The sequence below is a fragment of the Tsukamurella sp. 8F genome, from assembly GCF_029167375.1.
Classification (GTDB): Bacteria; Actinomycetota; Actinomycetes; order Mycobacteriales; family Mycobacteriaceae; genus Tsukamurella.
On sequence record NZ_JARFTP010000032.1, the window covers coordinates 1 to 24,452 of the forward strand.

24 protein-coding genes are annotated in these 24,452 nt (G+C 67.9%); 11 read left to right on the forward strand and 13 right to left on the reverse strand.

The features are described 5' to 3' along the window. Together P0W64_RS18755 and P0W64_RS18760 are read right to left on the reverse strand one after the other, a co-directional pair. Positions 1–882 (reverse strand): enoyl-CoA hydratase/isomerase family protein (locus P0W64_RS18755; protein WP_275481687.1); only part of this gene is annotated, 882 nt, incomplete at its 3' end. 14 nt (positions 883–896) lie between these two features. Next, positions 897–2,105: an acetyl-CoA C-acetyltransferase gene (locus tag P0W64_RS18760; RefSeq protein WP_275481688.1), complete on the reverse strand. Its 1,209-nt coding sequence runs from the start codon at positions 2,103–2,105 to the stop codon at positions 897–899. Positions 2,106–2,311: 206 nt separating this feature from the next. Here P0W64_RS18760 and P0W64_RS18765 point away from each other — a divergent pair, with 206 nt between their 5' ends. After that, positions 2,312–3,823: an AMP-binding protein gene (locus P0W64_RS18765; RefSeq protein WP_275481721.1), complete on the forward strand. Its 1,512-nt coding sequence runs from the start codon at positions 2,312–2,314 to the stop codon at positions 3,821–3,823. A 6-nt stretch (positions 3,824–3,829) separates the two neighbouring features. Here the strand turns inward: P0W64_RS18765 and P0W64_RS18770 are convergent, their stop codons facing one another. Next, entirely contained in the window at positions 3,830–4,729 is a 900-nt protein-coding gene (locus P0W64_RS18770) for an oxygenase MpaB family protein (protein WP_275481690.1), read from the reverse strand. 138 nt (positions 4,730–4,867) lie between these two features. On the opposite strand from P0W64_RS18770, the gene P0W64_RS18775 reads away from it, so the two are divergent. Next, positions 4,868–6,067, forward strand: a complete 1,200-nt coding sequence (locus P0W64_RS18775) for a TetR/AcrR family transcriptional regulator (protein WP_275481691.1) — start codon at positions 4,868–4,870, stop codon at positions 6,065–6,067. A 25-nt stretch (positions 6,068–6,092) separates the two neighbouring features. Here P0W64_RS18775 and P0W64_RS18780 read toward each other — a convergent pair whose 3' ends face one another. Continuing rightward, positions 6,093–6,986 (reverse strand): sigma-70 family RNA polymerase sigma factor, encoded by an 894-nt coding sequence (locus P0W64_RS18780; RefSeq protein WP_275481692.1) that lies wholly within the window; start codon positions 6,984–6,986, stop codon positions 6,093–6,095. A gap of 74 nt (positions 6,987–7,060) precedes the next feature. Between P0W64_RS18780 and P0W64_RS18785 the strand changes: the two genes are divergently transcribed. The 5 genes from P0W64_RS18785 to rplI all read left to right on the forward strand — a co-directional run bounded on the left by P0W64_RS18785 (position 7,061) and on the right by rplI (position 10,388). Then, positions 7,061–8,590, forward strand: coding sequence for an MFS transporter (locus P0W64_RS18785; protein WP_275481693.1), 1,530 nt, complete (start codon positions 7,061–7,063; stop codon positions 8,588–8,590). Between the two features lie 148 nt (positions 8,591–8,738). Then, positions 8,739–9,023, forward strand: coding sequence for a 30S ribosomal protein S6 (rpsF, locus tag P0W64_RS18790; RefSeq protein ID WP_275481694.1), 285 nt, complete (start codon positions 8,739–8,741; stop codon positions 9,021–9,023). A 33-nt stretch (positions 9,024–9,056) separates the two neighbouring features. Further along, the gene (locus tag P0W64_RS18795; protein ID WP_275481695.1) at positions 9,057–9,602 is read left to right on the forward strand and encodes a single-stranded DNA-binding protein; all 546 of its coding nucleotides are present in this window, start codon (positions 9,057–9,059) and stop codon (positions 9,600–9,602) included. Between the two features lie 63 nt (positions 9,603–9,665). After that, entirely contained in the window at positions 9,666–9,923 is a 258-nt protein-coding gene (gene rpsR / locus P0W64_RS18800) for a 30S ribosomal protein S18 (protein WP_275481696.1), read from the forward strand. A gap of 12 nt (positions 9,924–9,935) precedes the next feature. Next, positions 9,936–10,388: a 50S ribosomal protein L9 gene (gene rplI / locus P0W64_RS18805; RefSeq protein ID WP_275481697.1), complete on the forward strand. Its 453-nt coding sequence runs from the start codon at positions 9,936–9,938 to the stop codon at positions 10,386–10,388. Between the two features lie 63 nt (positions 10,389–10,451). On the opposite strand, the gene P0W64_RS18810 is transcribed toward rplI, so the two are convergent. Further along, on the reverse strand, positions 10,452–10,949 hold the full coding sequence (locus P0W64_RS18810) for a hypothetical protein (protein ID WP_275481698.1): 498 nt from the start codon (positions 10,947–10,949) through the stop codon (positions 10,452–10,454). 496 nt (positions 10,950–11,445) lie between these two features. Here P0W64_RS18810 and dnaB point away from each other — a divergent pair, with 496 nt between their 5' ends. Then, the gene (gene dnaB, locus P0W64_RS18815; protein WP_275481699.1) at positions 11,446–12,846 is read left to right on the forward strand and encodes a replicative DNA helicase; all 1,401 of its coding nucleotides are present in this window, start codon (positions 11,446–11,448) and stop codon (positions 12,844–12,846) included. Between the two features lie 14 nt (positions 12,847–12,860). On the opposite strand, the gene P0W64_RS18820 is transcribed toward dnaB, so the two are convergent. Continuing rightward, on the reverse strand, positions 12,861–13,529 hold the full coding sequence (locus P0W64_RS18820) for a response regulator transcription factor (protein ID WP_275481700.1): 669 nt from the start codon (positions 13,527–13,529) through the stop codon (positions 12,861–12,863). Then, positions 13,522–14,637, reverse strand: coding sequence for a sensor histidine kinase (locus P0W64_RS18825; protein WP_275481701.1), 1,116 nt, complete (start codon positions 14,635–14,637; stop codon positions 13,522–13,524). Before P0W64_RS18825 ends, P0W64_RS18820 begins: the two co-directional genes overlap by 8 nt. Before the next feature lie 165 nt (positions 14,638–14,802). On the opposite strand from P0W64_RS18825, the gene P0W64_RS18830 reads away from it, so the two are divergent. Both P0W64_RS18830 and P0W64_RS18835 read left to right on the forward strand, forming a co-directional pair. Further along, positions 14,803–15,333 (forward strand): hypothetical protein, encoded by a 531-nt coding sequence (locus tag P0W64_RS18830; RefSeq protein ID WP_275481702.1) that lies wholly within the window; start codon positions 14,803–14,805, stop codon positions 15,331–15,333. Positions 15,334–15,346: 13 nt separating this feature from the next. After that, positions 15,347–16,402: a hypothetical protein gene (locus P0W64_RS18835; protein WP_275481703.1), complete on the forward strand. Its 1,056-nt coding sequence runs from the start codon at positions 15,347–15,349 to the stop codon at positions 16,400–16,402. A gap of 139 nt (positions 16,403–16,541) precedes the next feature. Here P0W64_RS18835 and P0W64_RS18840 read toward each other — a convergent pair whose 3' ends face one another. Beyond that, on the reverse strand, positions 16,542–17,378 hold the full coding sequence (locus P0W64_RS18840) for a helix-turn-helix transcriptional regulator (RefSeq protein ID WP_275481704.1): 837 nt from the start codon (positions 17,376–17,378) through the stop codon (positions 16,542–16,544). A 111-nt stretch (positions 17,379–17,489) separates the two neighbouring features. Here P0W64_RS18840 and P0W64_RS18845 point away from each other — a divergent pair, with 111 nt between their 5' ends. Beyond that, complete coding sequence (locus tag P0W64_RS18845) at positions 17,490–18,083, forward strand: NAD(P)H-dependent oxidoreductase (protein WP_275481705.1); 594 nt, start codon at positions 17,490–17,492, stop codon at positions 18,081–18,083. Positions 18,084–18,088: 5 nt separating this feature from the next. Here the strand turns inward: P0W64_RS18845 and P0W64_RS18850 are convergent, their stop codons facing one another. The 5 genes from P0W64_RS18850 to helR form a co-directional block, all read right to left on the reverse strand. After that, complete coding sequence (locus P0W64_RS18850; protein ID WP_343232883.1) at positions 18,089–19,786, reverse strand: MFS transporter; 1,698 nt, start codon at positions 19,784–19,786, stop codon at positions 18,089–18,091. Between the two features lie 14 nt (positions 19,787–19,800). Beyond that, positions 19,801–20,235 (reverse strand): MarR family transcriptional regulator, encoded by a 435-nt coding sequence (locus P0W64_RS18855; protein ID WP_275481706.1) that lies wholly within the window; start codon positions 20,233–20,235, stop codon positions 19,801–19,803. Between the two features lie 52 nt (positions 20,236–20,287). Next, a complete protein-coding gene (locus tag P0W64_RS18860) occupies positions 20,288–21,178 on the reverse strand; it encodes a CHRD domain-containing protein (RefSeq protein WP_275481707.1) in 891 nt (296 codons plus the stop codon). Between the two features lie 200 nt (positions 21,179–21,378). Next, on the reverse strand, positions 21,379–22,128 hold the full coding sequence (locus P0W64_RS18865; RefSeq protein WP_275481723.1) for a class I SAM-dependent methyltransferase: 750 nt from the start codon (positions 22,126–22,128) through the stop codon (positions 21,379–21,381). A gap of 51 nt (positions 22,129–22,179) precedes the next feature. Continuing rightward, positions 22,180–24,378, reverse strand: a complete 2,199-nt coding sequence (gene helR / locus P0W64_RS18870; protein ID WP_275481708.1) for an RNA polymerase recycling motor ATPase HelR — start codon at positions 24,376–24,378, stop codon at positions 22,180–22,182. Positions 24,379–24,452 lie beyond the last annotated feature (74 nt).

The following is a 24,452-nucleotide window of genomic DNA, read 5'->3' on the forward strand; positions in this document are numbered from 1 at the left end:
CGTCATGTTCTTCGAGACCTGGCCGACGACCAGCGACACGAAGTAGCGGGCCTCGATGACGAGTGCGGTATCGAAGTCGACGAGCGCGCCCTCGACGGCGGCCGCCATGATCGCGCGCGGCGCCGGCATGGGCGCGCCCTTGAGCTGCTTGCGCAGGTTCGCGGGGAACGCCGGAAGGTTCGCGGCGATCGCTGGGGACTTGGGCGAGCCGCCGGGGATCTTGTAACCCTTGACGTCCCAGGGCTGTACCGCCTCGGGGTTGGCCTTGATCCACTCCTTGGCCTTGGGAAGCAGCTCATCGACCGAGCCCACGAGCTCGTCGACCACGCCTACCTGCTCGGCCTTCTCGGGACGCATGCGCTGGCCTTGCAGCAGCACGCCCATGAGGGCGCCCTGCAGGCCCAGTAACCGGACGGTGCGAGTCACGCCGCCGCCACCGGGCAGCAGGCCGAGCGACACCTCCGGCAGGCCGATGACCGAGCCCTTGACGTCGGCCGCGATGCGGTGATGCGTCGCGAGCGCGATCTCCAGGCCGCCGCCCAGCGCCGCGCCGTTGATCGCGGCGACCACGGGCCTGCCGAGCTGCTCGAGGCGGCGCAGGTCCGCCTTTATCGCCATCGACTGGTCGTAGTACGCCTGCGCGTCGGCGGGAGTGGCCTTGCTCAGCAGCTCGAGGTTGCCGCCCGCGAAGAACGTCTTCTTGGCGGAGGTGATGACGACGCCGGTGATCGAGTCCTTCTCGGCCTCTAGGCGGTCGACGGTCTCATGCATCGACCGGCCGTAGAGCTCGGTCATGGTGTTCGCGGAGCTGGTGGGATCGTCCATCGTCAGCACGACGACGCCGTCGGCATCCTTCTCCCAGCGGATCATGTTGTCAGACATATGAATTCTCTCCCTCAGAGCCGCTCGATGATGGTCGCGATGCCCATGCCGCCGCCGATGCACAGCGTGATGAGGCCGTAACGGCCACCCGTGCGCTCCAGCTCGTCCAGCACGGTGCCGACCAGCATCGCGCCGGTCGCGCCCAGCGGGTGACCCAGCGCGATCGCGCCGCCGTTGACGTTCACCTGCTCGCGGTCGAGCTTGAAGTCCTTCATCCACTTGAGCACGACGGACGCGAACGCCTCGTTGAGCTCCCACACGTCGATGTCGCCGGGGGTCAGCCCGGCCATCGCCAGGGCCTTCTCGGTGGCCGGCGTGGGGCCGGTGAGCATGATCGTCGGGTCCGAGCCGGTGACGGCCGTCGCGACGATGCGGCCACGCGGGTTCAGTCCGGCCTTCCTGCCGCCCTCCTCGTTGCCGATCAGCAACAGGGCGGCGCCGTCGACGATGCCCGAGCTGTTGCCGCCCGTGTGCACGTGGTCGATCTTCTCGACGGTGTAGTACTTCTGCAACGCGACGGCGTCGAATCCGCCCATCGCGCCGATACCCTCGAAGGCGGGCTTGAGGTTGCCCAGGGTCTCCACAGTGGTGCCGGGGCGACGGTGCTCGTCGTTGTCCAGCACGGTCAGGCCGTTCATGTCCTTGACCGGAACGACGGACTTGGCGAAGCGGCCCTCGTCCCAGGCTCGTGCCGCCTTCTCCTGCGACTCGGCGGCGAAGCGGTCGACGTCCTCGCGCGAGAAGCCCTCGATCGACGCGATCAGGTCGGCGCCGATGCCCTGCGGCACGAAGTACGCGTCGTAGTTGGTCGTGACGTCCTGGAACATCGGGCCGCCGTCGGACCCGAGCGGTACGCGGGACATCGACTCGACGCCGCCGGCCAGCACCAGCTGGTCCCAGCCCGCCCGTACCTTCTGGGCCGCCATGTTGGTGGCCTCGAGGCCGGATGCGCAGAACCGGTTGATCTGCACACCCGCGACAGTGTCCGGCAGGCCGGCCGCGAGCGCCGCGGCACGGGGGATGACGGCACCCTGTTCTCCGATGGGGGAGACGACGCCCATGACGATGTCGTCGATCTCGGCAGGATCGAGTTGGGGGCTGCGGGCCTTGATCTCGTCGATCAGACCGATCACGAGATCGATCGGTTTGGTCGCATGAAGCGACCCGCCGCGCTGCTTACCGCGCGGCGTCCGTATCGCCTCGTAGATGTATGCCTCGGACACGGTCTTCCTCTCGTTGCGTCACACGTGCCGTCCACCATAGCGAGAAGTTAAGCAACATTCTCTCACTTCGCTCAACTCCGTCCGGGCGGACGCGGTCGGGGGTAACAATCCCACATGTGGCCGATTCCGACACCGCCCTCCCCTCGTTCCCACGCCTCGAGGAACCGAGGTTCTCCCAGCGCAAGAGCTGGAACAACCAGGTGCGTATGCACGCGATCATGCGAGGTGATTCGGTCGCGCTGCGCTTCGGCGGAGCTGCGACCACGTGGTCGCAGCTCGCCGAGAGGAACGGCAGGCTGGCCGGGGCACTCGCCGAACGGGGCGTAGGTTTCGGCGACCGCGTGCTCGTCCTCGGTCTGAACCGTCCCGAATACGTCGAGGCGGTCCTCGCAGTCAACGCCCTGGGTGCGATCGCGGTGCCGATCAATTTCCGTATGGCGCCACCCGAGGTCGCCTATCTCGCGGCGGACACCGCGGCGTGCGCGATCGTCTTCGAGGCGCCGTTCGACCCGCTCGTGGCCGCCGTCGCGGGGCAGGGGATCGACCTCGGCGTGCGCGTCAGGTTCGACGGTGCCGCGGAACTCCCCGACGGCGTGGCTGCGGAGGGCTACGACGATCTCATCGCCGAGGGACGCCCAGAGCCGCTGATCGACGTGCCCGATGACAGCCCCGCACTGATCATGTACACCTCGGGCACAACGGGCCGGCCCAAGGGCGCGGTGCTGACGCACGCCAACATGCAGGCCCAGGCGATGAACAACCTCGTCGCCCCCGGCCACGTCGACCATGAGGCGGTCGGCGCGATCGCGGTGCCGATGTTCCACATCGCCGCCCTCGGCGTCCTGTCCTCGATCGTGCTCGACGGAGTCACGGCCGTGATCTTCCCGCTCACCGCCTTCGACCCTGCCGCGGTCCTCGACACGCTGGAGGCCGAAGGCATCACCACGATGTTCATGGTCCCGGCCCAGTGGCAGCAGGTGGTGCTGGAGCAGCAGGCCCGGCCTCGCTCGCTGAAGCTGCGCTTCGTGTGGTGGGGTGCCGCGCCGGCGTCGCGAACCCTCCTGGAGGCCTTGTCCGCAACGTTCCCCGAGGCCACCGTCTGCGCCGTCTTCGGCCAGACCGAGATGTCGCCCGTCACGTGCGCGCTCACCGGTGCGGACACTCTCCGCAAGGTGGGGTCGGTCGGCCGTGTCGTCCGGACGTGCGCGGCGCGCGTCGTGAGTCCCGAGATGATCGACGTCCCCGTGGGCGAGGTCGGCGAGATCGTCTATCGCGGGCCGAATCTCATGGCCGGCTACTGGAATGCGCCCGAGGCCACCGCGGCGGCTTTCGAGGGCGGCTGGTTCCACTCCGGCGATCTGGTGCGCCAGGACGAGGAGGGCTTCGTCTACATCGTCGACCGGGCCAAGGACATGATCATCTCGGGAGGCGAGAACATCTACTGTGTGGAGGTCGAGAACGCCGTCGCGGCGCACCCCTCTGTTCTGGAGGCCGCGGTCATCGGCCGCTCGGACGAGCGGTGGGGTGAGAGTGTCGTCGCCGTGGTCGAGTTGCGCCCCGACGCGGAAGCCGTTACCACCGACCAACTCTCCGAATTCCTCGCCGGTCGCATCGCGCGGTACAAGCACCCCCGGGATGTGGTCGTGGTCGCGGCGCTGCCCCGCAACGCCGCGGGCAAGGTGACCAAGGCCGCCCTCCGGAGTGAATACGGTGCCTGAGCCCGGCTACACCGAAGGCCGACCCAGTCGGTGGCGAAGCCGCAGGTCCCACACGAGCATCCGATACGGCAATGTTCCGATCGGCCGCGGTATCAACCGCTGCGCGATCGAAGCGGTCCGCATTACGGCATCGAACCGGCGTTGCTGCGAATCCGTCCACACGATCCCCATCTGCTCCCGGAACACCGGCGCCAGGAATCCGGAGGTCATGAAGCGCGCGAGCGGCCTGATCGGAGCGAGAAGGATTGTGTTTCCCAAGAATTCGAGATCGACGAGGCGCAGCAGGTACTCTCGGATCGCGTCCGTCGCATGCGCCCGCGCGCACATCTCGATCCACTGGTCCTCGAAAGCCGCGCGCGTGACCGGCCACATGCCGGACCGCACCTGCAGCGTGGTTCCCAGCGCTGCGGAGCCGCGGTAGAAGAGCTCCTTCTGCTCGTCGCTCATGCGCCCGTGCAGCAGTTCGTGCGTGTCCTCGAAACCGACGTACAGGCACATCGCCACCCATAGCTGGAGCCGCGGATCCATGGCGTGGTAATCGACCGGGCTCTTGCTGGTGCGGTCCGAGAACACCTGCCGGTGTTGGCCGTTCACGCTCTCGCGGTACCGGGCGCGGTCCGCGTCGCTGCCGAACATGACGACGGCGAGGTAGGCGAAAGTGGTCCGGGTGCGTTTGACCGGATGCCGGTACAGGGAGCCCGAGTGGACGCGCGACTCCATCACACCGTAACCGACGCCGGGCCAGAGCAACTGCATGACGACGTTGGCTGGACCCGCGAGTGTGGACAGCGGCTCAGCCGAATGAGGCAGGCGGGCGCGGACGCGCCGCGGCCGCATCGGGGCGTCGATCACGATGCGGCATCCGACGGCCTGCGCGGGTGCGAGTGCCTCTGTGGGAGCTCTCATCTCGGTCTCCTCTCGGACCGGCGGCGGTCGCGGTGTGAAAGAATGACCACTTACTTCTATCGCTCCACCGTACGTGCCCGGACCAGGCGTATGCCAGGTACTGTTGGCGTCTCGAGGAGGAAAGGGTGTGCGGGGACGATGACGACGCCGCAGCGGCGCAAGCGACCGAAGGACCGCCGCGAGCAGATCGCGCGGGCGGCCGCCGAGGACTTCGGCCGGCGCGGCTATCACGGCGTGGGGATCGAGGACATCGCCGCCGCTCTGAACATCTCCGGGCCCGCGGTGTACCGGCACTTCTCCAACAAGTACGCGCTGCTCGAGCACGCGATCACAACGCTCTCCAACGCGCTCACGGCGGGTGTCGCCGACGCGATCGCGGGTGCCGCAGATGCGGCCCCGGCGGCCCGCCTCGACGCCGCCCTCGCCGCCGCGTTCGATGTGTCCGTGCAGCGCCGTGACACCGGCGGACTGTTCCGCTGGGAGCAGCGCATTCTCGAGGCCGACGACCGCGCACGGATTCGCCGGCAACTGGGCGTCATGGTGGGACAGGTGGCGGACGTCGCTGCCGAGCTGTACCCGCAGATGCCCCGGGCCGAGTTGGAGCTCCGCACCGTCGCCGCCCTCAGCGTGCCGGGCAGCGTGACCGCGCATCGCACGGTTCTCGCCCAGCGCCGTGCAGGCGCGGTGCTCCTCGCTGCCGCGCGTGCCGTATTCGACCCGCAACCCGTTCCCGTCGGGCTGTATCACATTGCAGCACCGGAAGATCCGCGACCCGAGCAGGATCGGGCAGAGGAGTTGCTGGACGCGGCGATCGAGCTGTTCTTCGCCCACGGCTATCACAGTGTGAGCATGGGGCAGATCGGCACCGCGGCCGGGATAGTGCAATCCGGCGTCTACCGGTACTTCCCGAGCAAAGCGGCGATGCTGGTCGGGGTCCTGGAGTCGGTCGGCGCGGAGACGATCGCCGCGATCGACGAGGCACAGGCGGCCGGGCGGACCGACCCGCGCGACGTGCTCGACCGGATGTGCGCTGCATACGTGGAACTCTCGTTCCGCCGCAGCAAGGTGATGACGGTGTACTTCCGCGAGATAGGCAACGTCCCGGACTCCGACCGCCGTCGGCTCGCGGGTCTCCAGCGCGGCAACATCGGGCGCTGTGCCGACGCCGTCGTGGCGGCGCGACCCGAGCTGTCGCGCGCGGAGGCGGTCTACCTGGTGCACGCGGCCTTCGCCGTCGTATTCGATGTCGGCCGTACGTGCCGCTTCGACCCGGATCCCGCCTTTCAGGAGTTCGTCTACGGCCTCGTGCGGCAGATCCTGCTCGGCCCCGCGGCCTAGTCGGTGCGGTCATGACGTCGTTCGTTCAGCCGGGGAGGGTGCGTATGAGCTGCCGCAGCCGTGAATCGTCCAGCAGCGAATAGATCTGGAGGATCCGGCCTTCGCTGATGGTGAACGCCATGGCGGCACGTACCTGGTCGTCGCGCTGGACGAGGACCGCCTGCGCGCCGTTGATCGTGACCGGGCACAGACTTGCACCGGGAACAGCGAACGCCGCTGCCCGCCGCGAGACGTCACGTCGGCCGTGGAGTGTGGCGGTGGCCTCGGGGCGCGTGGCGCCACCATCGGCGTAGAAGCCGACATCCGGGTGCAGTACGTCGACGAGAGCGTCGAGGTCGCCGTCCATCGACGCGGAGAAGAACGCGTCGACGACCGCGCGCTGGCCGGCGGGGTCGGTCTCCATCGCGGCGGGGTCGAAGGCGCGAACCCGGTTCCGGGCGCGGCTGGCGATCTTGCGGGTTGCGTCGATCGACTTTCCGAGCAGGCCCGCGATATCGGTGAACGCCATGCCGAAGGAGTCGTGGAGGATGAACGCGAGTCGTTCCGGTGGGCTCAGTCTCCGCAGGACGAGGTCGAGTGCGAAAGCGACCTGCTCGGCGAGTATCGCCTGATCTTCAGGTGCGTTCTCGCCTACCGGCCGCACGACGATGTCGTAGCCGATGCCCGCGACCGAGTACTCGGGGCGTGCGCCGCGCGCGCGTAGCGCGTTGAGACTCGTGCGGGCGACCACCGTGGTCATCCACCCGTCGATGTTGGCGATTGCGTCGAGATCGGTGGCGCCGGGGCGGCTGAGCCGCAGCCACGCCTCTTGCACGACGTCCTCGGCGCCGGCCCGGTCGCCGAGAAGGCGCGCAGCCACGGCCAGCAGGTGCGGCCGGCAACTCTCGAATCGTGCGATGAGCTGCGCATCTGTATTCATCGGTCACATCCTCGCTGGTCGGGGTGTCACTCCAATGACACCCCAACGACGCCGGACGTGACAGGAGCAGCCTCGTGAGAGCCGTCGACACCCCCGGCCAGACGCGTCGGAACCACCCGCCGGCCCCGCCACGGCGGCGGCTGGCCCTGATGTCCCTGTGCCTGGCCGGCTTCCTGATTCAACTCGACGTGACGATCGTCAACGTCGCGCTCCCAGCGATCCAGCACGGACTCGGTGCCGGGCCGAACGCCCTCCAGTGGGTCATCGGCGGCTACGCACTCAGCCTGACCGTGTTCATTCCTCTCACCGGTGCGCTCGGCGACCGCTACGGCCACCGCGCGATCCTGCTCGCAGGCCTGATCGTCTTCGGCGCCGCGTCGACCGTCGCCGCGCTCTCGCCTACGACGTCTGCCTTGTCGGTAGCGCGGATCGGGCAAGGCGTGGGCGGTGCGGCGATGCTCTCTCTCACGCTCGCCGTGTTGACCGACATCTACCCATCCGAGCACCGCGGCCACGCGATCGGCTGGTGGGCAGCCATCGGAGGAGCCGGGTTCGGGGCGGGCCCCATCGTCGGGGGCCTCCTCCTGGCCGTCACCGGTTGGTCGGCGATCTTCTGGATCAACGTTCCGCTCGTGTGCCTGACGGTCGTCCTCATCGCCCGCACCGTGCCGAGAGGTTCGATCGTGACCGACCGCCGCCCTCTCGACCTGCTCGGGCTCGCGATCGTGTCGATGTCATTGGGACTCGTCACGTTCGCGCTGAATACAGCGGCCGGCCAGAACGCCGGGCTCCTTCGTATCGGTGCCCCACTCGTAGCCGGCCTCGTCGGACTGATCGGCTTCGTGTTCCAACAACGGATCGCGCGCGAGCCGCTGCTGCCGCGTCGGATACGCGCGCGCCGCGCGTTCGTCGGCGCATGCGCCGTCTATCTGTTGGGCTACACCGGATTCAGCGGCGCCCTCTACTACGTCACGCTGCTGTTCCAGAATGCGGACGGATGGTCCGCCCTGCGCACCGGCCTGTCGTGGCTGCTGATGAACATCCCCTTCCTGGTCGTCGCCCAAGCATCCGGATGGATCCAGCGGTTCGTGGCGACACGATGGATCGTGGTATCGGCAGGCCTACTCGCGGCGAGCGGCTTCGCGCTGCTGGCCGCCGCGGCGAATAACGCCACGTTCCTCGGGGCCGCCGCCGGCTACCTGACAGCGGGTGCGGGATTCGGTCTCCTGGTCCCGGCCGTCACGCACGTCGCCATGAGAGATCTCCCCCGCGAGATAGCGGGCGCGGCGTCGTCGGTCCTCAACTCGTCCCGGCAACTCGGCACGGCTGTCGGCCTGGCCGTCATCGGGGTCATCGGTGCCACTGCCACCCGCTCCCACTGGAGGGCTCACACGGGTGATCGGCGGCCGGACACGATCTCCGGGGTGGTCAGCGGCCGCACAACCGCTGCGCCGGCGCCGTTACACGAGTCGGCGGCGCAGGCGTTCGCTGCCGGCTATCACGCCGCGCTAGTCGCATGCTGCGCCTGCGCTCTCACCGTCAGCGCCGTCGCCTGGTGGGCGTTCCGTATTCCGCGCCGTGGCCCAGAAGTTCTAGGCGAGTAGTACTAGGCCCGTCGGAAACGGGCCCGGTGGCCGTGATTTCGCTGGTCGGGAGGCCGTGATGTACTCTGGTGCGGTTGCCGATCGGCGACACTCCTGCCGCGGAGAGTCCGCGGCCGCATTAGTCCATAGGAGGAGAGGCTCAAAGCCTATGCGAAATTACGAACTGATGGTGATCCTGGATCCGAGCCTGGACGAGCGCACCGTCGCCCCCGCACTGGAGACTCTGCTGAACGTCGTCCGCAAGGACGGTGGCTCGGTGACGAACGTCGACATCTGGGGCAAGCGTCGCCTGGCTTACGAGATCGAGAAGAACGCCGAGGGCATCTACGCCGTCGTCGACCTGAACGCCGAGCCGGCCACCGTGACGGAGCTGGATCGTCAGCTCGGTCTGAACGAGACCGTCCTGCGCACTAAGGTCCTGCGCAAGAAGTAAGTCCACCCAACCGACGGACTAGGGAGAGACCACATGGCAGGCGACACGATCATCACGGTCGTCGGGAACCTCACCGCCGATCCGGAGCTCCGCTTCACCCCCTCGGGTGCAGCGGTAGCCAATTTCACGGTGGCGTCCACCCCGCGCATCTTCGATCGGAACACCAACGAGTGGAAAGATCAGGAGGCGCTCTTCCTCCGCTGCAACATCTGGCGTGAGGCGGCGGAGAACGTCGCCGAGTCACTGACCAAGGGCACCCGCGTCATCGTGCAGGGCCGCCTGAAGCAGCGTAGCTACGACGACCGCGAGGGCCAGCGCCGCACGGTCGTCGAGCTCGAGGTCGACGAGATCGGTCCCTCCCTCCGATACGCCACGGCGAAGCCGCAGCGCACCCCGCGCGGCGGCGGAGGCGGCGGCAACTTCGGTCCGCAGGGCGGTGGCCAGCAGGGCGGCGGTTACGGCGGTGGCCAGCAGGGCGGCCAGTCCGCCCCCCGGCAGAACGCGCCGCAGGACGATCCGTGGGGCAGCGCCCCCGCGGCCGGCGGTTTCGGCGGCGGCTCGGACGAGCCCCCGTTCTGATCGCGGCCCGCGCCCGCACTCTCGGAACTATTCGAACAACTTTCACCAAGGAGCATCGACACCATGGCCGGTAAGGGCAATGGGCGGAAGGTGCGCGTCGAGAAGGCCGTCAAGGCCAAGGCGTGCACGTTCTGCAAGGAGAAGAACCTCGTCATCGACTACAAGGACACGACGCTGCTACGCCGCTTCCTGTCCGAGCGCGGCAAGATCCGCAGCCGCCGGGTGACCGGTAACTGCGTGCAGCACCAGCGCGACGTCGCCATCGCCGTCAAGAACTCGCGTGAGGTGGCACTGCTGCCGTTCACGTCGACCACGCGATAGGGGAGGGCGAACATGAAGCTGATCCTCACCGCAGACGTCGACAACCTGGGCGGCCCCGGCGACACCGTCGAGGTCAAGGATGGTTACGGCCGCAACTACCTGCTGCCTCGCGGCTTCGCGATCGTCGCGACCCGCGGCGCGCAGAAGCAGGTCGAGGGCATCCGACGCAGCCAGGAGGCCAAGCGCGTCCGGGGCCTCGATCACGCCAACGAGCTCAAGCAGGCCATCGAGGGCCTCGAGGCCGTCAACCTGGCGGTCACCACCGCCGAGTCCGGCAAGCTGTTCGGCTCGGTCACTCCGGCCGACGTCGCCGGCGCCCTCAAGGCCGCCGGTGGTCCCTCTGTGGACAAGCGCAACCTGACGCTGCCCAAGGGGCACATCAAGTCGACGGGCACGTTCCCGGTCGAGGTCTCGCTGCATCCCGATGTGCGTGCGAAGTTCTCGCTGACGGTCGCTGCGAAGTAGCACTTCCCGGCACCAAGGGAAGACCCCACCTCCGCGGAGGTGGGGTCTTCGTGCGTCCAGGCGCTAGACCTGGATGGAGACGACGCAGGGGGTCGAGACCTGCGGGGCGATCCAGGTGGCGCCGGCGCCGACCTTGATCACCGCGTTCAACGTGACCGGGCCCTTGCCCGTGACGATCGGTGTGGGGGAGAGGGTGGGGCGCTCGCCGTTACCGCTCATCGCGACGGTGCCGTACTTGCCGGAGCTCGTGTTGTTCCAGCTCACCTCCGCGGTGGCGCCGAACTGACGCACGATGACGTCCTGCTGCCCGATCGTTGCCGATCCCGAGACGGTGACGACACCGGGCTTGGTGACCACCGCCTTGACGGTCCACTTCACCTGGTCGTGCGTGATGAGGCCGACGGGGTTGTTGCTGGTGCACGTGCCGGTCGCGGTGACCGGCTTGGGTGCGGGCTTCGGTTTGGCGGGGGCAGCGGAGGCGGCGCCGGCCGCCATCGTCGCTGCCGCAGTGAGACCGAGAGCGGCTGCAGCGGTGCGTCTTACCGCCGGATGTGTGCGCATCGTCTAATGCGTCCTTCCGTGTGTGAGTCGTACAACAGGATACGCGGTGCGGTCGTGGTCGCCCGGCGGTACAGCCGCCGTCTGTGCAGGCAGCTGGCCGGACGGTGAACCTGTGGCGAACCCGACGGTGCGGATCGTGAACAGCCAACCAAACGGTGCAGTCACGACACGCCCGAATGCAATATCGTCGCGACACGCTGAGACATTTCACTCCACAGGTGTCCGAAGAATACTGATAGCGCTGACCTGGGGATTGTGTGCGGGCCTCTGATCCATCCACAGGTTTTCCCCAACGGTCCACACCGGGGTCAACACGTCGACCGCGCGTCGTGCACACAGTCTGCACAGATCCATCCACAGGCCTGCTTTGCAGAGGCCTTCGTACGGCATAGCGTCTCCACGCGTCCGTCCGCGCGTGCGGAAACCTGTCGGTGGTCCGCGGTAGAACCGACGGCGAGGACGGGGCGTGTTGGTCGGTACGAGTGGAGAGGTGCACATGGCGGTCGTGGACGACAGGGAGTTCTCGGGATCCGAGGTCCGAGAGCCCCGGGACGGTGCGCCACCCGCAGAGGACTTCGGCCGGCAGCCTCCCCAGGACATCGCGGCCGAGCAGTCCGTGCTCGGCGCGATGATGTTGTCCAAGGACGCCATCGCCGATGTGCTCGAGGTCCTGCGCCCCGGTGACTTCTACAAGCCCTCCCATCAGTCCGTGTACGACGCGATCCTCGACCTGTACGGCGCGGGTGAGCCGGCGGACGCCGTCACCGTCTCGGCGACGCTGGACCGCAAGGGCGAGTTGAAGCGAGTCGGTGGAGCGCCCTACCTGCACACGCTGATCTCGACGGTGCCCACCGCCGCCAACGCGGGGTTCTATGCGGAGATCGTTGCGGAGAAGGCGATCCTGCGGCGGCTCGTCGAGGCCGGCACGAGGATCGTGCAGTACGGCTACTCCGGCTCGGAGGGTGCCGACGTGGCCGAGGTGGTCGATCGTGCGCAGGCCGCCGTCTACGACGTCACCGAGCGCAACACGTCGGAGGACTACGTCGTCCTCGAGCAGCTGCTGCAGCCGACGATGGACGAGATCGACGCGATCGCCTCGCGCGGCGGTATCAGCCAGGGCGTGCCCACCGGCTTCACGGACTTCGACGCGCTCACCAACGGCCTGCACGCGGGGCAGATGATCATCATCGCTGCGCGGCCCGGTGTGGGTAAGTCGACGCTGGCCTTGGATATCCTGCGCTCCTGTTCCATCGAGCAGGGCATGGCCAGCGCTCTGTTCTCGCTCGAGATGAGCAAGACCGAGGTGGTCATGCGTCTGCTATCCGCCGAGGCGCGGATCAAGCTCGCGGACATGCGGTCCGGCAAGATGACCGACGACGACTGGACCCGCCTCGCTCGGCGCATGTCGGAGATCTCCGAGGCTCCGCTGTTCGTCGACGACTCGCCGAACCTGACGATGATGGAGATCCGCGCCAAGGCGCGCCGCCTCAAGCAGCGGCACGACCTCAAGCTCATCGCCATCGACTACTTACAGCTGATGACGTCGGGCAAGAAGGTCGAGTCCCGCCAGCAGGAGGTCTCCGAGTTCTCCCGGCAGTTGAAACTGCTCGCCAAGGAACTCGAGGTGCCGCTCATCGCGGTCGCTCAGCTCAACCGTGGGCCGGAGCAGCGCACCGATAAGAAGCCCCAGGTTGCGGACCTCCGTGAGTCGGGATCGCTGGAGCAGGACGCAGACATGGTCATCCTGCTGCATCGCCCCGACGCGTTCGAGCGGGACGACCCGCGCGCAGGCGAGACCGACTTCATCCTGGGGAAGCACCGCGCGGGCCCCACCGCGACGGTCACCGTCGCGCACCAACTCCACTACTCGCGCTTCGTGGACATGGCGAAGGGGTGACGTCCCACGGGCGATCATTGCGAGCCCGGTACGACCAATCCTGTTTCGTAGGCGGCGATCACCAGCTGTGTTCGACTGCGTACCGCGAGTTTCACCAGAAGTCTCGAGGTGTGGGTCTTCACGGTGGTAGTACTGATGAACAGTTCGGCCGCGATGTCCGCGTTGTTCAGGCCCGCTGCGATGGCGCTGAGCACGTCTCGTTCGCGTTCGGTCAGCGTGTCGAGGCGCTCCGGCGTAGGTCGTGCCGTGGGGCGGTAGGTTGCGAACTCACTGACAAGTCGGCGCGTCACCGAAGGGCTCAAGAGGGAGTCTCCATCCGCGACTGTCCGGATAGCCTCGATCAAGCGTTCCGGCGGGGTGTCCTTGAGCACGAAACCGCTGGCGCCGGCGCGTAGTGCCGCGAAGACGACTTCGTCATCATCGAATGTCGTGACCACCAGGATCTTGGCTCGATGCCCCCGGGTCACGAGGTGCGCCGTCGCCTCGGTTCCGTTCATTACGGGCATTCGGACATCCATGAGCACCACATCCGGATCCGTCTGACCGGCCACGCGCAGTACCTCGTCTCCGGTGGCGGCTTCGCCGACGGTCGCCACGCCCGGCGACGCCTGTATGAGGGCACGCAACCCCGCGCGGACCAGGGCTTCGTCGTCGGCGATCAGTACGCGTATGTCGTCACTCATAGGGGATCTCGGCTTCGATTCGGTACCCACCGTCGACGTTGTCCGTGAACAGAGTCCCGTTGTGAGTCGCGACCCGCTCTCGCATGCCGGTCAGGCCGAGCCCCTGGCCGGCGCCGACGGGGGCGCCGACGCCGTCGTCGGTCACGCGCACGGTCAGGCTTGTGCCGGTCGATGAGATTTCGACGGAGGCGTGTGCCGCGTGCGAATGGCGCACCACGTTTGTGAGGGCTTCCTGAACGATCCGGTATGCGGTTGTCTGCACCTGCGGATCGAGGTTGTCGTGATCGCTGCAGTCGTTCAGATAGATCTCTAGTGCTCCCGGCCAGGCCGTGGACGTGAGGGACGTCAGATCGGACAATTGGGGATTCAGCGGAGACACCTCATTGCGGACCGTCACTAGGACGCGGCGGACCTCATCGAGAGACCGTCGACTGGATTCTTCTATAGCGGCGAGTGCGATTCGGGCCTCATGCGGGTCGCGATCGAGTACCACCCGGGCGACTCCGCTGCGCAAAGCGATCATGCTGAGGCTGTGCGATACCACGTCGTGGATATCCCGGGATACCCGGAGCCGTTCCTCCGCTCGGATGCGCGCCTCCTTCTGAGCTTCGATCTCGCGTTGCTCATCGACGTGCTGATTGCGATGGCTGCGTTCACGACTCAGTAGCGTGCCGAGGAGCCACGCCGGGATTGCGAGGACCAGCTGCACGGCGTTCTGGTCATACCGGCTGTAGGTAGCCCAGACCGTGAAACCGACCGCTGTGACGCCGAAGGAGGCGAGGGCACACATCGCGAGCGATGTGCGCCACGGTAGGCGATACGCGCACCACGCCACTGCGATTCCGAAAGCCGGGCCGGCGTTGCTGACCAGAACCGTGAATCGGATATCCGTCAGCGATGCGACCATGAGTACGGCGGTAACCGTGGCGAGCGCTGCCAGGGGAAACCGATGGCTCCATATCGTCGGGGCGATCGCTGCCGCTCCGACGACCCCCGCGCCCCACGCTGGCGTACCGGGGGCCGGCCCGGCGATCACAGGGCCGGTGAACGAGGCGAAGCAGATCAGTGCCACAGCGGCATTGATCAGTCCAGTCCTGTATACGTTCATCCCATCCACCATATGGGCCGGTGGACTTCATGGAACCGGCCCTGAGGAGGACATCCGCGTCCTCCGGTCGGACGACCTGTCGGGCGGAGCGTCGGCCCTGGGGGCGAGGAGGAATCGACCGTGCGGCGGACGCGCCGGTAGAGGCGCGAAGAGCATCGTGGAGGCATGCTTCAACAGAGCTATTGGTCGTTGTCGGCAGTGGTCATCGCGGCGGCCGGGTTCGGTCTCGGCGTGGTCGCAGGAGCCGTCGAGTTCGTGGTCGGTGGACGCGCCGCCGCGGATCACCTGCCCGGCACGAGTGCGTGGGGCGTGCATGTCGTGCTCACCGTCGTCGTCGTAGCGTGGCTCGCGGCGGCCCGGCGATCTCCGAGACCGCGACCACCGATGCCTCTGTCTGCCGATTTCGTGCGACGCGTCCGTGCTGCCTATCGGCACCCGGCGCGGGCGGTGGCCGTGACGTTGCTGCTCCTGCTGAGTTGGTACCTGCTCTGGCGCATGGGCGAGCAAGTCGTCGGCGGCCTCGATCCCGGGTTCACCGTCAACGCCTGGGGCGGCCCCGGCTACGTCGGTGCGCTCTACTGCCACTACCTCGACTGCATGATCATGATCGCGGCCGCGCTGTTGGTGATCGACCTGCTCATACCGGGTCGTTCCACCTCTCGGCGCGCGTCCCTCGAGACGTCGGAGGCGGGATGAGGGCGGCCCGGCAGTGATGAGACACAGGAGCGGCACCGGTGGCAAGGCTGCGGGCGTCGTCGCCGCAAGTGAGAGCCGAATCCGTACGAGCGCGCCTGCACTGGCGCTGGCGGGGCTGGCTCCGACCATCGGTGAGTTCTTCCTCGGGAACTTGACCATCGACAAGCTGCCGATGCTCGTCCTCTTCGTTCCGCTGTATGGCGGCGGAGCGTTGTTCATCCGTGAAACCATCCGCCGGGCCGGTCGAGGCTGGCCGTCGATGGCTCTGCTCGCCGCGGCGTACGGGCTGATCGAAGAAGGCCCGGTCGATCAGCTGCTATGGAACCCCACATATGGCGGTGCACATGATGCATTGGCGGGGGACGCCTACCTTCCAGCGTTGGGGACCAACGTTTCCCTGGTACAGGCTGTGGTGTCGCTTCACGCGATCTGGAGCATTTGCGTGCCGATCGCCCTGGTGGAGGCACTCTTCCCGGAGCGCCGGACGACGCCGTGGCTGGGACGCAAGGGCCTGGGTGCCGCAGCGATGCTGTTCGGCGCCGGAGTGACGCTGGGCTTCGTCGGCACCCGGGTCGAAGATCCGTTCCGGGCATCGCCGGTGCAACACAGTGTGTCGATTGCGGTGATCGCGATCCTGATCGTTGTGGCGTTCACGGTTCCGCAGCGTCTCCCGGCTGCGAAGCGACGTGCTCCCAGGGCATGGCACGTCGGGGTTGCGACCTTGCTGCTGACCAGCGCCATGCTGGTTCTCGTGATGTTCTGGCCGACCGATTGGTCCCAGTGGACCAGTGTGATCACGTGGTGTATCGCCGCGGGCGCGCTGAGCGTCGGATTGATCTACTGGTCCCGCTGCCAGGGGTGGGACGCGATGCATCGACTCGCCGCGGCAGCCGGCGCGATGGCGACGTACGCCTGGATCGCATTTCCTCACCAACCGGTCGGAGGTGGTGCGCGTGCCATCGATCTCGCCGGCAATATCGCGTGCGCGGTGGCCGCAGCCGTTCTCATCACACTCGCCGGCCGCCGAATCGCGCACTATGAGTCGACTTCCGGAGACACCGGTGCATGACGGCTCGGGAATCGGGAATGAGGTGGAGGGACATACCTACCGGCCCACGACACTATCGATCCAGTCGAGGATCGGTCTGTCGGCTCCGGACTCGCCGGTGTGGACCGGTCCTGCTCGCGCGACGAGGTCGGTCCCACGGTCAGGAGATCGTCCGGAGCCGATCCCTCCGCCGACTCCGGTGGTCTTCGAATCTCCTCGCCGTACGGTCGTCGGCAGGGAGGTAGAGGACCAACTGCTGCCTGTCGTCGGAAGCCTCCAGGATCTCGCGGTCGAACTGGAGCTCGCCCATCTCGGGATGGTTGAGCCGCAACGGTTTGCGTACCGGCACGGCGTGCCGATGCAGCCTACGCGTGAAGTCGTCGCCGGCCGCGTGCACCAGTTCTGCGACGATCCAGTTGGAGCTCTCGATCGACGGCCCCAGCCAGAGGTCGAATACCTGCTCGTCGGCGACGTCGTCCCAATCCACGAAGAACGTGCGTGCTCGTGGATCGGTGAAGACGTAACGGGTGAGATTCGGCTCATCGGTGTCGAGGAGACCGCAGCCACGCACGAGATCCCCGAAGCCGGAGGTGTATTCGAGGATGTCGCCCAGGCGATTGGTCACGCCGGCGATCCCCGGCTCCAGCAGGCGCAACGCCGCGGTCAGGCCTGGCCGTACCTCGCGGCCGGGCGGCTCGGGCTGCGCGTGGCCGACGCATTCACCACCGCTGATCTTGGTCAGGTACCGGAGGTGGTTGCGCTCCGCAGTGTTCAGACTCAACGCGTCGGCGAGTGCGTTGACGACTGCCACCGACGGGTTGATGTCCCGGCCCTGTTCGATGCGCGTCAGGTACTCGACACTCACACCAGCGCGTGCGGCGAGGTCGACGCGGCGGAGCCCCGGTGAACGCCGACGTTCATGACTGGGCAGACCCAACGTCTCGGGTTGCGTGCGATCGCGCATCGTCCGGATGAAGTCTCCCAGCGGAGTGCCCATAGCCGAAGCGTACGGCCGCGCGCGCCGGGTGTCGCGCGTGATCATGGCCCTGGTGGGGCCAGTCTCACGCCGGTCTGGTCGGTTGCGCCGTCGAGACCGAGGCTGTGATGCATGGACAACACTTACAAGCTCGTGGTCATCATCGGTTCCGTCCGCGAAGGGCGGTTCGGGCCCGTCGTCGCGTCGTGGATCGCTGAACGAGCCAGAGTCCATGGAGGTTTCGATGTGCAGATCCTGGATCTCGCCGAGATCGAGCTGCCGCTCGCGCTCCCCGACGCCTCTCCCAAGCTCGCGGGTGCGCAGTATCCACGCCCGGAGGGGATGGAGTCACTGACTGCCGCATTGTGGGACGGTGAAGCGTTCATCCTCGTCACGCCGGAATACAACCACAGCTATCCGGCCTCGCTGAAGACGGCGATCGACTGGCACTTCACGCAGTGGCAGGCCAAGCCGGTCGCGTTCGTGAGTTATGGCGGCGCCGCCGGTGGTCGCCACGCCGTGTTGCACCTGGAGAACGTTCTCACCGAGTTGCACGCCGTGACCGTCCGTGACGGCCTGGCCTTTCCGAACTACTTCACAGCGTGGGAGAACGGACGCCCGCTGGATCCCGGTGTACCCGGATACGCCGATGCGATGCTGGACCAACTCGAGTGGTGGGCGGGGACCTTGCGGGCCGGACGCCGCGCCGCGCCGTATCCGGGGTGATGACGTCACGAGTGGACCTCGTCGGCTGAGGCCGTCGACGTAGACCGCTTCCCCCGCGCTAGGGACGCGATCGCCGCGATGACCCCGAGCACTGCCGACGCGCCGAACACCACGATCAGCCCCTGATGGAACGGCTGTGCCACCAGAGACGGGAAGAACGTGTGGCCGGTGAGCGTGGCCCGATCGGCGGCGGAGACGTGCGCAAGTGCGCCGGTCGGTTCCAGCAGCTCGCGAATGGGGTTCACTCCCAGGATCGCGGCGAAGAGCGACGAGACCGGCGGCAACGAGCCGATCTGAGTCGCGACCGGACCCGGAACACCATGTGCGGCCAAGCCGCTCGTCAGGGTATGCGGGAGCGACCCCGCCAGTCCGGCGATCATCAGCGAGAAGAACACGCCGATGGACAGCGAGGTACCGGTGTTCTGGAAGGTCGAGCGCATGCCGGACGCCGCGCCGCGCTGCGACGCCGGCACGCTGGACATGATCGACGACGAGTTCGGCGAGCTGAACATCCCGACGCCGATCCCGTTGCATGCCACCAGAATCGCGAACAGCCAATAGGGGAAGTCGATCGGCAACAGCATCAGGCCGACGAAGCTCGCCGCGAACACCAACGCCCCGGACGTGGCGAACCTGCGGCTGCCGAGCCGATCGGACAGGGCGCCTGAGACGGGACCGGCCACCAGGAAGCCGATGGTCAACGGCAACAGGAAGATACCCGCCCACAGTGGGGTCTGGTCGTAGTCGAAGCCGTGTAGCGGCAGCCAGATCCCCTGTAGCCAGATGATCAGAACGAACTGCAGGCCGCCCTGCGCCAGCCGCGTGAGGAAGCCTGCCAGGTTCCCCGACGCGAACTCCCGGATCCGGAACAGGCCGAGCTGGAACATCGGCTCGGCGACTCGTGTCTCGATGACGACGAATGCGACCAACAGCGCTGCACCGCCGATCAGTTCGGCGATCACTACCGGGTTCGTCCAGCCCATCGCGTGGCCGCCGTAGGGATGGATGCCCTCGGTGATGCCGATCAGCAGGGCACTGAGCCCTACGGCGAAGGTGACGTTGCCCCACCAGTCGATCCGGCCGCGCTTCCGCACGCCGGTCTCGCGCAGGTTGCGGTACGCCCATATGGTTGCGAACACGCCCACGGGCACGTTGACCCAGAACACTGCTCGCCAGTCCCATAGGGTCAGCAGTCCGCCCGCGACGAGCCCGATGAACTGGCCTGCCAGGCCTGCGATCTGGTTCACGCCGAGGGCGAATCCGCGACGGTCGGGCGGGAAGGCGTCGGTGAGGATCGCTGCCGAGTTCGCCATCAGCATCGCCCCGCCGAGTGCCTGGAGGACCCGCCATCCGATCAGCCAATCGGCGCCGCCTGCGCCTTCGAACGGGTCGAACGACAACAGGATCGATGCCACGGTGAATACCGCGAAACCCGCGTTGTAGATCCGGACGCGTCCGAACATATCGCCCAGCCGCCCCACGGTCACGACGAACACAGCCTGAACGAGCCTGTAGCCCATGATCATCCAGAGGAGGTAGCCGACGTTACCGGGCGCGAGGGGGTCCAGATGGATGCCGCGGAAGATCGCGGGGAGCGATATGAGGACGATCGACCCGTCCAGTGCCGACATGAACATCGCAGCTGTGGTGTTGGCCAGCGCGATCCACCGGTACCGCTCGCCGAGCGCGGGCGGTGCGTCCACGACCTGCCCCGCCCTCACAGCTCCTCCGCTACGCGCTGCAGCAGTGGCACCGCCGCCGCGAGCGTGCGAACCTCGTCGGGATCGAGCGTCGCCTGGAGTGCACGGGTCAGGTGGCGATTGCGCACGGCGCGCTCGGCCTCGACCGCGGCCCTGCCGGCCTCGGTGAGCGACAGCACCACCCGGCGACCATCCGTCGGATCCGGATCGCCGGCCAGAAAGCCCTTGTCCTGCAACGAGCGCACCGTCGCGCCCATCGACTGCGGGCTGATCTGTTCGACCCGCGCAAGACTGGCCGTCGTCATCGGCCCGAGCCTGTCTATACGCACGATGGCGGTCAACTCCGGAAGTGGCAGCGCACCGTCGGTCGTCGCGGCTCGAAGGCGGCGCCGCAGCAGCCCCAGGCTGACGCGGAGGGACGCGGCGAGCTCGCCCAGTTCTGCATCGGTCATACCGACAGCTTGAACTTAGAAGTCTAGCCTGTCAATTAGTGGGAGGAACCGGTCAGCGCACGTCCCCGCACAGCACGGGTGCGAACTCCATGGTGGGCTTGTCGCCGGCGAGGATCCTCGCCATGGGGCCGAAGTGCACGTTGAGGTACCAGCCTGTCGGTGGGGGCGGTCCGGTGACGGCGACCGTCGCCTTCTCGTTGCCCGTACCGGACGCATCGGTGCGCAGATCAGGCAGTCCGTACGCGACGCCGCCCTGCCTCGCGCAGGACCCGGCGTGGATGTGCACCGCATGGCTGCTGTTCGGCGGGAGCCCGGTGGCTCGTACGTCGACGGTGAGTCTGTGGGTAGCCGCGTCGTAGGCGAGCGACGCGGCGCCGGAGGGCGGGTGGCCGTCGCGTGCTGGAGCTGTGACCTTAAGCGTCGCCGTGACGCCTGCCGGCGTGCCCGCAGGAATGTCGGCGCATGCTATCGGCGTGAATCCGAGTGAGCCGGGGGATCCCAAGCCCGGACTGGGCGCGAGATGGATGTTCACGTACGACGCTGCCGGGATCCCCTTGGGCACTTCGGTCTGTGACTTCACCGTCTCGTGCACCCTGCCTGTCGAGTCGGCTGTGATATCGGGGAACGGTACCGACGGCGGGGCGGTCTGCGATGCGCATGTCCCCGGGTGGATGTGCATCGCGTGCGACTCTCCCGGGGTGAAGCCGGTCATGTCGACCTTCGCCGACACCATCTGCGTGGCCCTGTCCCAGGTGAGGGTGACGGTGCCGGTCGGCATCGGCGCGAGAGCCACGTCGTGCTCGCCCCAGACGGACGGGCTCGACGCGGACTGCCCGGCGGGGCCGGGCGCCGTCGAACTCGAGGGCGTCGCGCTCTGGCCGACGGAGCATGCGGCCGCTCCCAGCAGGAGTGCGCCCGAGGCGAGTGCGGCGAATCGATTCATGGTCGTCCCGATCGTTCTACGGCCCCCTCGCCGGACGCTACGACCGACATACCGCCTGGTCAACGGCTGTGTCCGGGTTGCACTGCGATGCCTGGAGTGAGCATCGTTCACGGGAGCACCATGATCCTGCCGACGCCGCACGCCGGGATCCGGCCGTGCCGGGCGGACCGGCGCATCCTCCGGTGCCCGCGGGGGCGTCGTCAGAGCCGCGACGCCGCCGTGCCGAGCGTTGCGTACTCCATCGTGAAGGCGCCGCCGAGGGCGTCGATCGCCACGCCGACGGCGTCCAGCACGCTGTGTAGCGCGCCGGGGGAGACGCGGGTCAGGCCCCCGGTGGTCGGGAGCAGAGCGAGCCATTCGTCGCGCGTGTAGTCGCGTCGCCAGTCGAACCGCCACACCTCGGGCTCTTCGAACGCGCCTGTGCTATGGATCCGTTGCGCCACAGCGTCGTAGGCGGAGGTGTACGCCTCGACCGGACGTGGGCCGCCCTGGAAGGGCGAATCCGGGACCGCGGCCCGGAAAGCCTCCGCGAACGCCTCCGCCACCGTCGCCGGCGGCTCGAAGACATGCCCGAACACCGCCAGCCGGCCGCCCGGCCGCAGGACCTCGGCGGCCTTGGCCGGGCCCGCATCGGGGTCCACCCAGTGCCACGACTGTGCGGCGATCACGGCATCGAAGCTCCGCCCGCGCGGGTCCCACTCTTCGAAGGTCGCCACCTCCACGGGAACGCCGGTGTCCCGTGCGAAGCCGGCCATCCGCGGATCCGGCTCGACTCCCAGTACCGTGCAGTCGGCCGCCTGCAGCTGTCGGGCCGCGATACCCGTACCGCAGCCGACGTCGAGGACTTCGCGGCCGGCGAGCCCGGCTACGATCCGCGCCACGAGTGCCTCGGGATACTGAGGCCGCGCCGCATCGTAGGCGGATGCATCGGTGCCGAACGACTCCGCCATGCTGCGGCTGCGGTGCAGGGCGGGGCGTTCCGGGGTGCTCACGCCGCCAGGCTACGCGCGCGCCGCCGTTTCGGCGGGAGCGGTTTCGGCGGGAGCGTCGGCCAGGCCTGCGAGCGTGTCCGGGAGAGGCTCCGAGTGCAGGATCCCGAGGCGCTGGGTCGCCCGGGTCAGCGCGACGTAGAGGTCCGCCGGCCCCTCCTCCGTCAGGATGCGCGCCGGTTCGACGACCAGCACCGCGTCGAACTCGAGGCCCTTGGTCCCGGACGGGGGTATCGTGCCGGCGACGCCGACCGGCCCGATGGCGACTGCGGTGCCCTCGCGGTCCGATTCGTACGCGACGAACTCCCTTATGGCCGGACCCAATCCGCTCTCGTCCACCCGTCGCGTCCAGGGCGGCATGCCGGACGAACGCACCGACTCGGGCGGTGCTACGTCGGGGGCGAAACCCGCGAGGACGCGGCCCGCGACCGCCATGATCTCCGCCGGAGTGCGGTAGTTGACGGTGAGGGGACGGTATTGCCAACGGCCGGGCACGTAGCGGTCGAGCATCGCGCTCCACGAGCGCGCTCCGGCCGCTGAGCGTCGCTGCGCGAGATCGCCCACCACGGTGAACGAGTGTCCGGGGCAGCGTCGCATGAGCACCCGCCAGTCCATCTCGGACAGCTCTTGGGCCTCATCCACCACGATGTGCCGGTACGTCCAATCTCGATCCGCCGCAGCGCGTTCCGCGAGCCCGCGGGTATCGCGCTCTTCGAAGTGCCCGGCCAGGTCCTCGGCGTACAGCAGGTCGGTCGCGAAGAGATGATCGTCGTCGTCCATGTGGTCTGCGCGTCCGACGAGACTGTTCAGCACGCCCTCGGCGTACTCCGACTCCTGCGCTGCCTGGTCCCTCTCGGAGCGAGCACGCGCCAGCTCGACCGCGGGGTCGGGGCCCAGTAGGTCGGTGAGCTCGTCCAGCAGTGGCACGTCGGACACGGTCCAGGCGTCGCCTTCCGCACGGTAGAGGAGAGATGGAGCGCCGGCCGCCTGTAGCCGTCTGTGTGACGAATACAGCTGGGAGAGCAGCGTCCCGGGGGTGAGCACAGGCCACAGTGCATCGATCACCTCGGTGAACTCCTCGCTGCCCATAAGCTCGGTCGTGAGGCTCGCACGCATCTCCTCCCACGCGGTCTTCTCGTCCCGAGACAGCCATCCGCTGCCGATTCGGCCGATCGCGCGTTCCGTCAGCGCAAAGGTCAGCACGTCCACGAATATGGCGCGGGCAGTGTTGTGGGGGAGCCCGCTCGCGCGGGCCTCGTCGCGCGCCCACCCCGCGACGTCGGCGGAGACGCGACCAGTGATGCCGCCGAGGCGTACCTCGATCGCCTCGTCGGGTACCCGCTGCCGGTCGGCCACCGCGCCGGCAAGGACGTCGAGCATGCGCAGGGAACCTTTGTGCCGCTGCAGATCCGGCTCGTCGACGGAGGTCACATGCAGCCCGGGAACGAGATCGCCCGTGGTGGTGAACACCGCATCGGTCTCACCCAGCGACGGCAGGACGCGCGAGATATGGTTCAGGAAGCCGGGATTCGGACCCACGACGAGGACGCCGTGGCGCGACATCGCGTCCCGTTGTGTGTACAGCAGGTAGGCGACGCGGTGCAGTGCCACCGCCGTCTTGCCCGTGCCCGGGCCGCCCTCGACGACGAGCACGCCCGCGTCGTCGAGGCGGATGATCGCGTCCTGCTCGGCCTGGATGGTGGCCACGATGTCCCGCATGCCGTCGCCGCGCGGCGCGTTCACGGCAGCCAGGAGCGCGGCGTCGCCGTGCTCGCCGTCTCCGGGCCTACCGAATACCTCGTCGTCGAAGCTCACGACGTCGCGCCCGCGAGTGAGGAACTGGCGCCGCCGTGCCATGCCCTCGGGGTGTGCACCCGTGGCGGTGTAGAAGGCGCGGGCGGCGGGCGCGCGCCAGTCGATCAGGTACTCGCGGTCGTCGTCGAACAAGCCGGTGCGGCCGATGTACGCGGCCGCACCGCTCACCGGGTCGAGCCGTCCGAAGCACAGCCCGTTGTCGGAGACCGACAGCCGCCGCTGTTCCCGTGCGAAGCTATGTGTCTCGACCTCCCGGTCCACCGCGGTGCCCTCGTGCGTGCGCAGGGCCGCGTCGAACCGGGCCTTGGCCCGCGCCCGCTCCGCATCGAGCCGTGTGTAGAGGTCCGCGACGTACTCGCGCTCGTGCCGCAGATTCGTCTGGTAGTCGTCTGTCATCGGTTCCCGTCTTCGCAGGTGGAGAGAGTGAGGACAGCGATTGTGCGTCATACCCGGGGTCTTGCGGCAAGGCC

Bases quoted from the DNA above. Each gene is read 5' to 3' on its own strand.
- rpsR (WP_275481696.1), top strand. From the start codon at position 9,666: ATGGCCGGTAAGGGCAATGGGCGGAAGGTGCGCGTCGAGAAGGCCGTC.
- rpsF (WP_275481694.1), top strand. From the start codon at position 8,739: ATGCGAAATTACGAACTGATGGTGATCCTGGATCCGAGCCTGGACGAG.
- P0W64_RS18780 (WP_275481692.1), bottom strand. From the start codon at position 6,986: ATGAATACAGATGCGCAGCTCATCGCACGATTCGAGAGTTGCCGGCCG.
- P0W64_RS18825 (WP_275481701.1), bottom strand. From the start codon at position 14,637: ATGAACGTATACAGGACTGGACTGATCAATGCCGCTGTGGCACTGATC.
- P0W64_RS18865 (WP_275481723.1), bottom strand. From the start codon at position 22,128: ATGGCGGAGTCGTTCGGCACCGATGCATCCGCCTACGATGCGGCGCGG.
- P0W64_RS18770 (WP_275481690.1), bottom strand. From the start codon at position 4,729: ATGAGAGCTCCCACAGAGGCACTCGCACCCGCGCAGGCCGTCGGATGC.
- P0W64_RS18855 (WP_275481706.1), bottom strand. From the start codon at position 20,235: ATGACCGATGCAGAACTGGGCGAGCTCGCCGCGTCCCTCCGCGTCAGC.
- P0W64_RS18820 (WP_275481700.1), bottom strand. From the start codon at position 13,529: ATGAGTGACGACATACGCGTACTGATCGCCGACGACGAAGCCCTGGTC.
- P0W64_RS18840 (WP_275481704.1), bottom strand. From the start codon at position 17,378: ATGGGCACTCCGCTGGGAGACTTCATCCGGACGATGCGCGATCGCACG.
- P0W64_RS18845 (WP_275481705.1), top strand. From the start codon at position 17,490: ATGGACAACACTTACAAGCTCGTGGTCATCATCGGTTCCGTCCGCGAA.
- rplI (WP_275481697.1), top strand. From the start codon at position 9,936: ATGAAGCTGATCCTCACCGCAGACGTCGACAACCTGGGCGGCCCCGGC.
- P0W64_RS18765 (WP_275481721.1), top strand. From the start codon at position 2,312: ATGCACGCGATCATGCGAGGTGATTCGGTCGCGCTGCGCTTCGGCGGA.
- P0W64_RS18860 (WP_275481707.1), bottom strand. From the start codon at position 21,178: ATGAATCGATTCGCCGCACTCGCCTCGGGCGCACTCCTGCTGGGAGCG.
- P0W64_RS18830 (WP_275481702.1), top strand. From the start codon at position 14,803: ATGCTTCAACAGAGCTATTGGTCGTTGTCGGCAGTGGTCATCGCGGCG.
- dnaB (WP_275481699.1), top strand. From the start codon at position 11,446: ATGGCGGTCGTGGACGACAGGGAGTTCTCGGGATCCGAGGTCCGAGAG.
- P0W64_RS18795 (WP_275481695.1), top strand. From the start codon at position 9,057: ATGGCAGGCGACACGATCATCACGGTCGTCGGGAACCTCACCGCCGAT.
- P0W64_RS18810 (WP_275481698.1), bottom strand. From the start codon at position 10,949: ATGCGCACACATCCGGCGGTAAGACGCACCGCTGCAGCCGCTCTCGGT.
- helR (WP_275481708.1), bottom strand. From the start codon at position 24,378: ATGACAGACGACTACCAGACGAATCTGCGGCACGAGCGCGAGTACGTC.
- P0W64_RS18775 (WP_275481691.1), top strand. From the start codon at position 4,868: ATGACGACGCCGCAGCGGCGCAAGCGACCGAAGGACCGCCGCGAGCAG.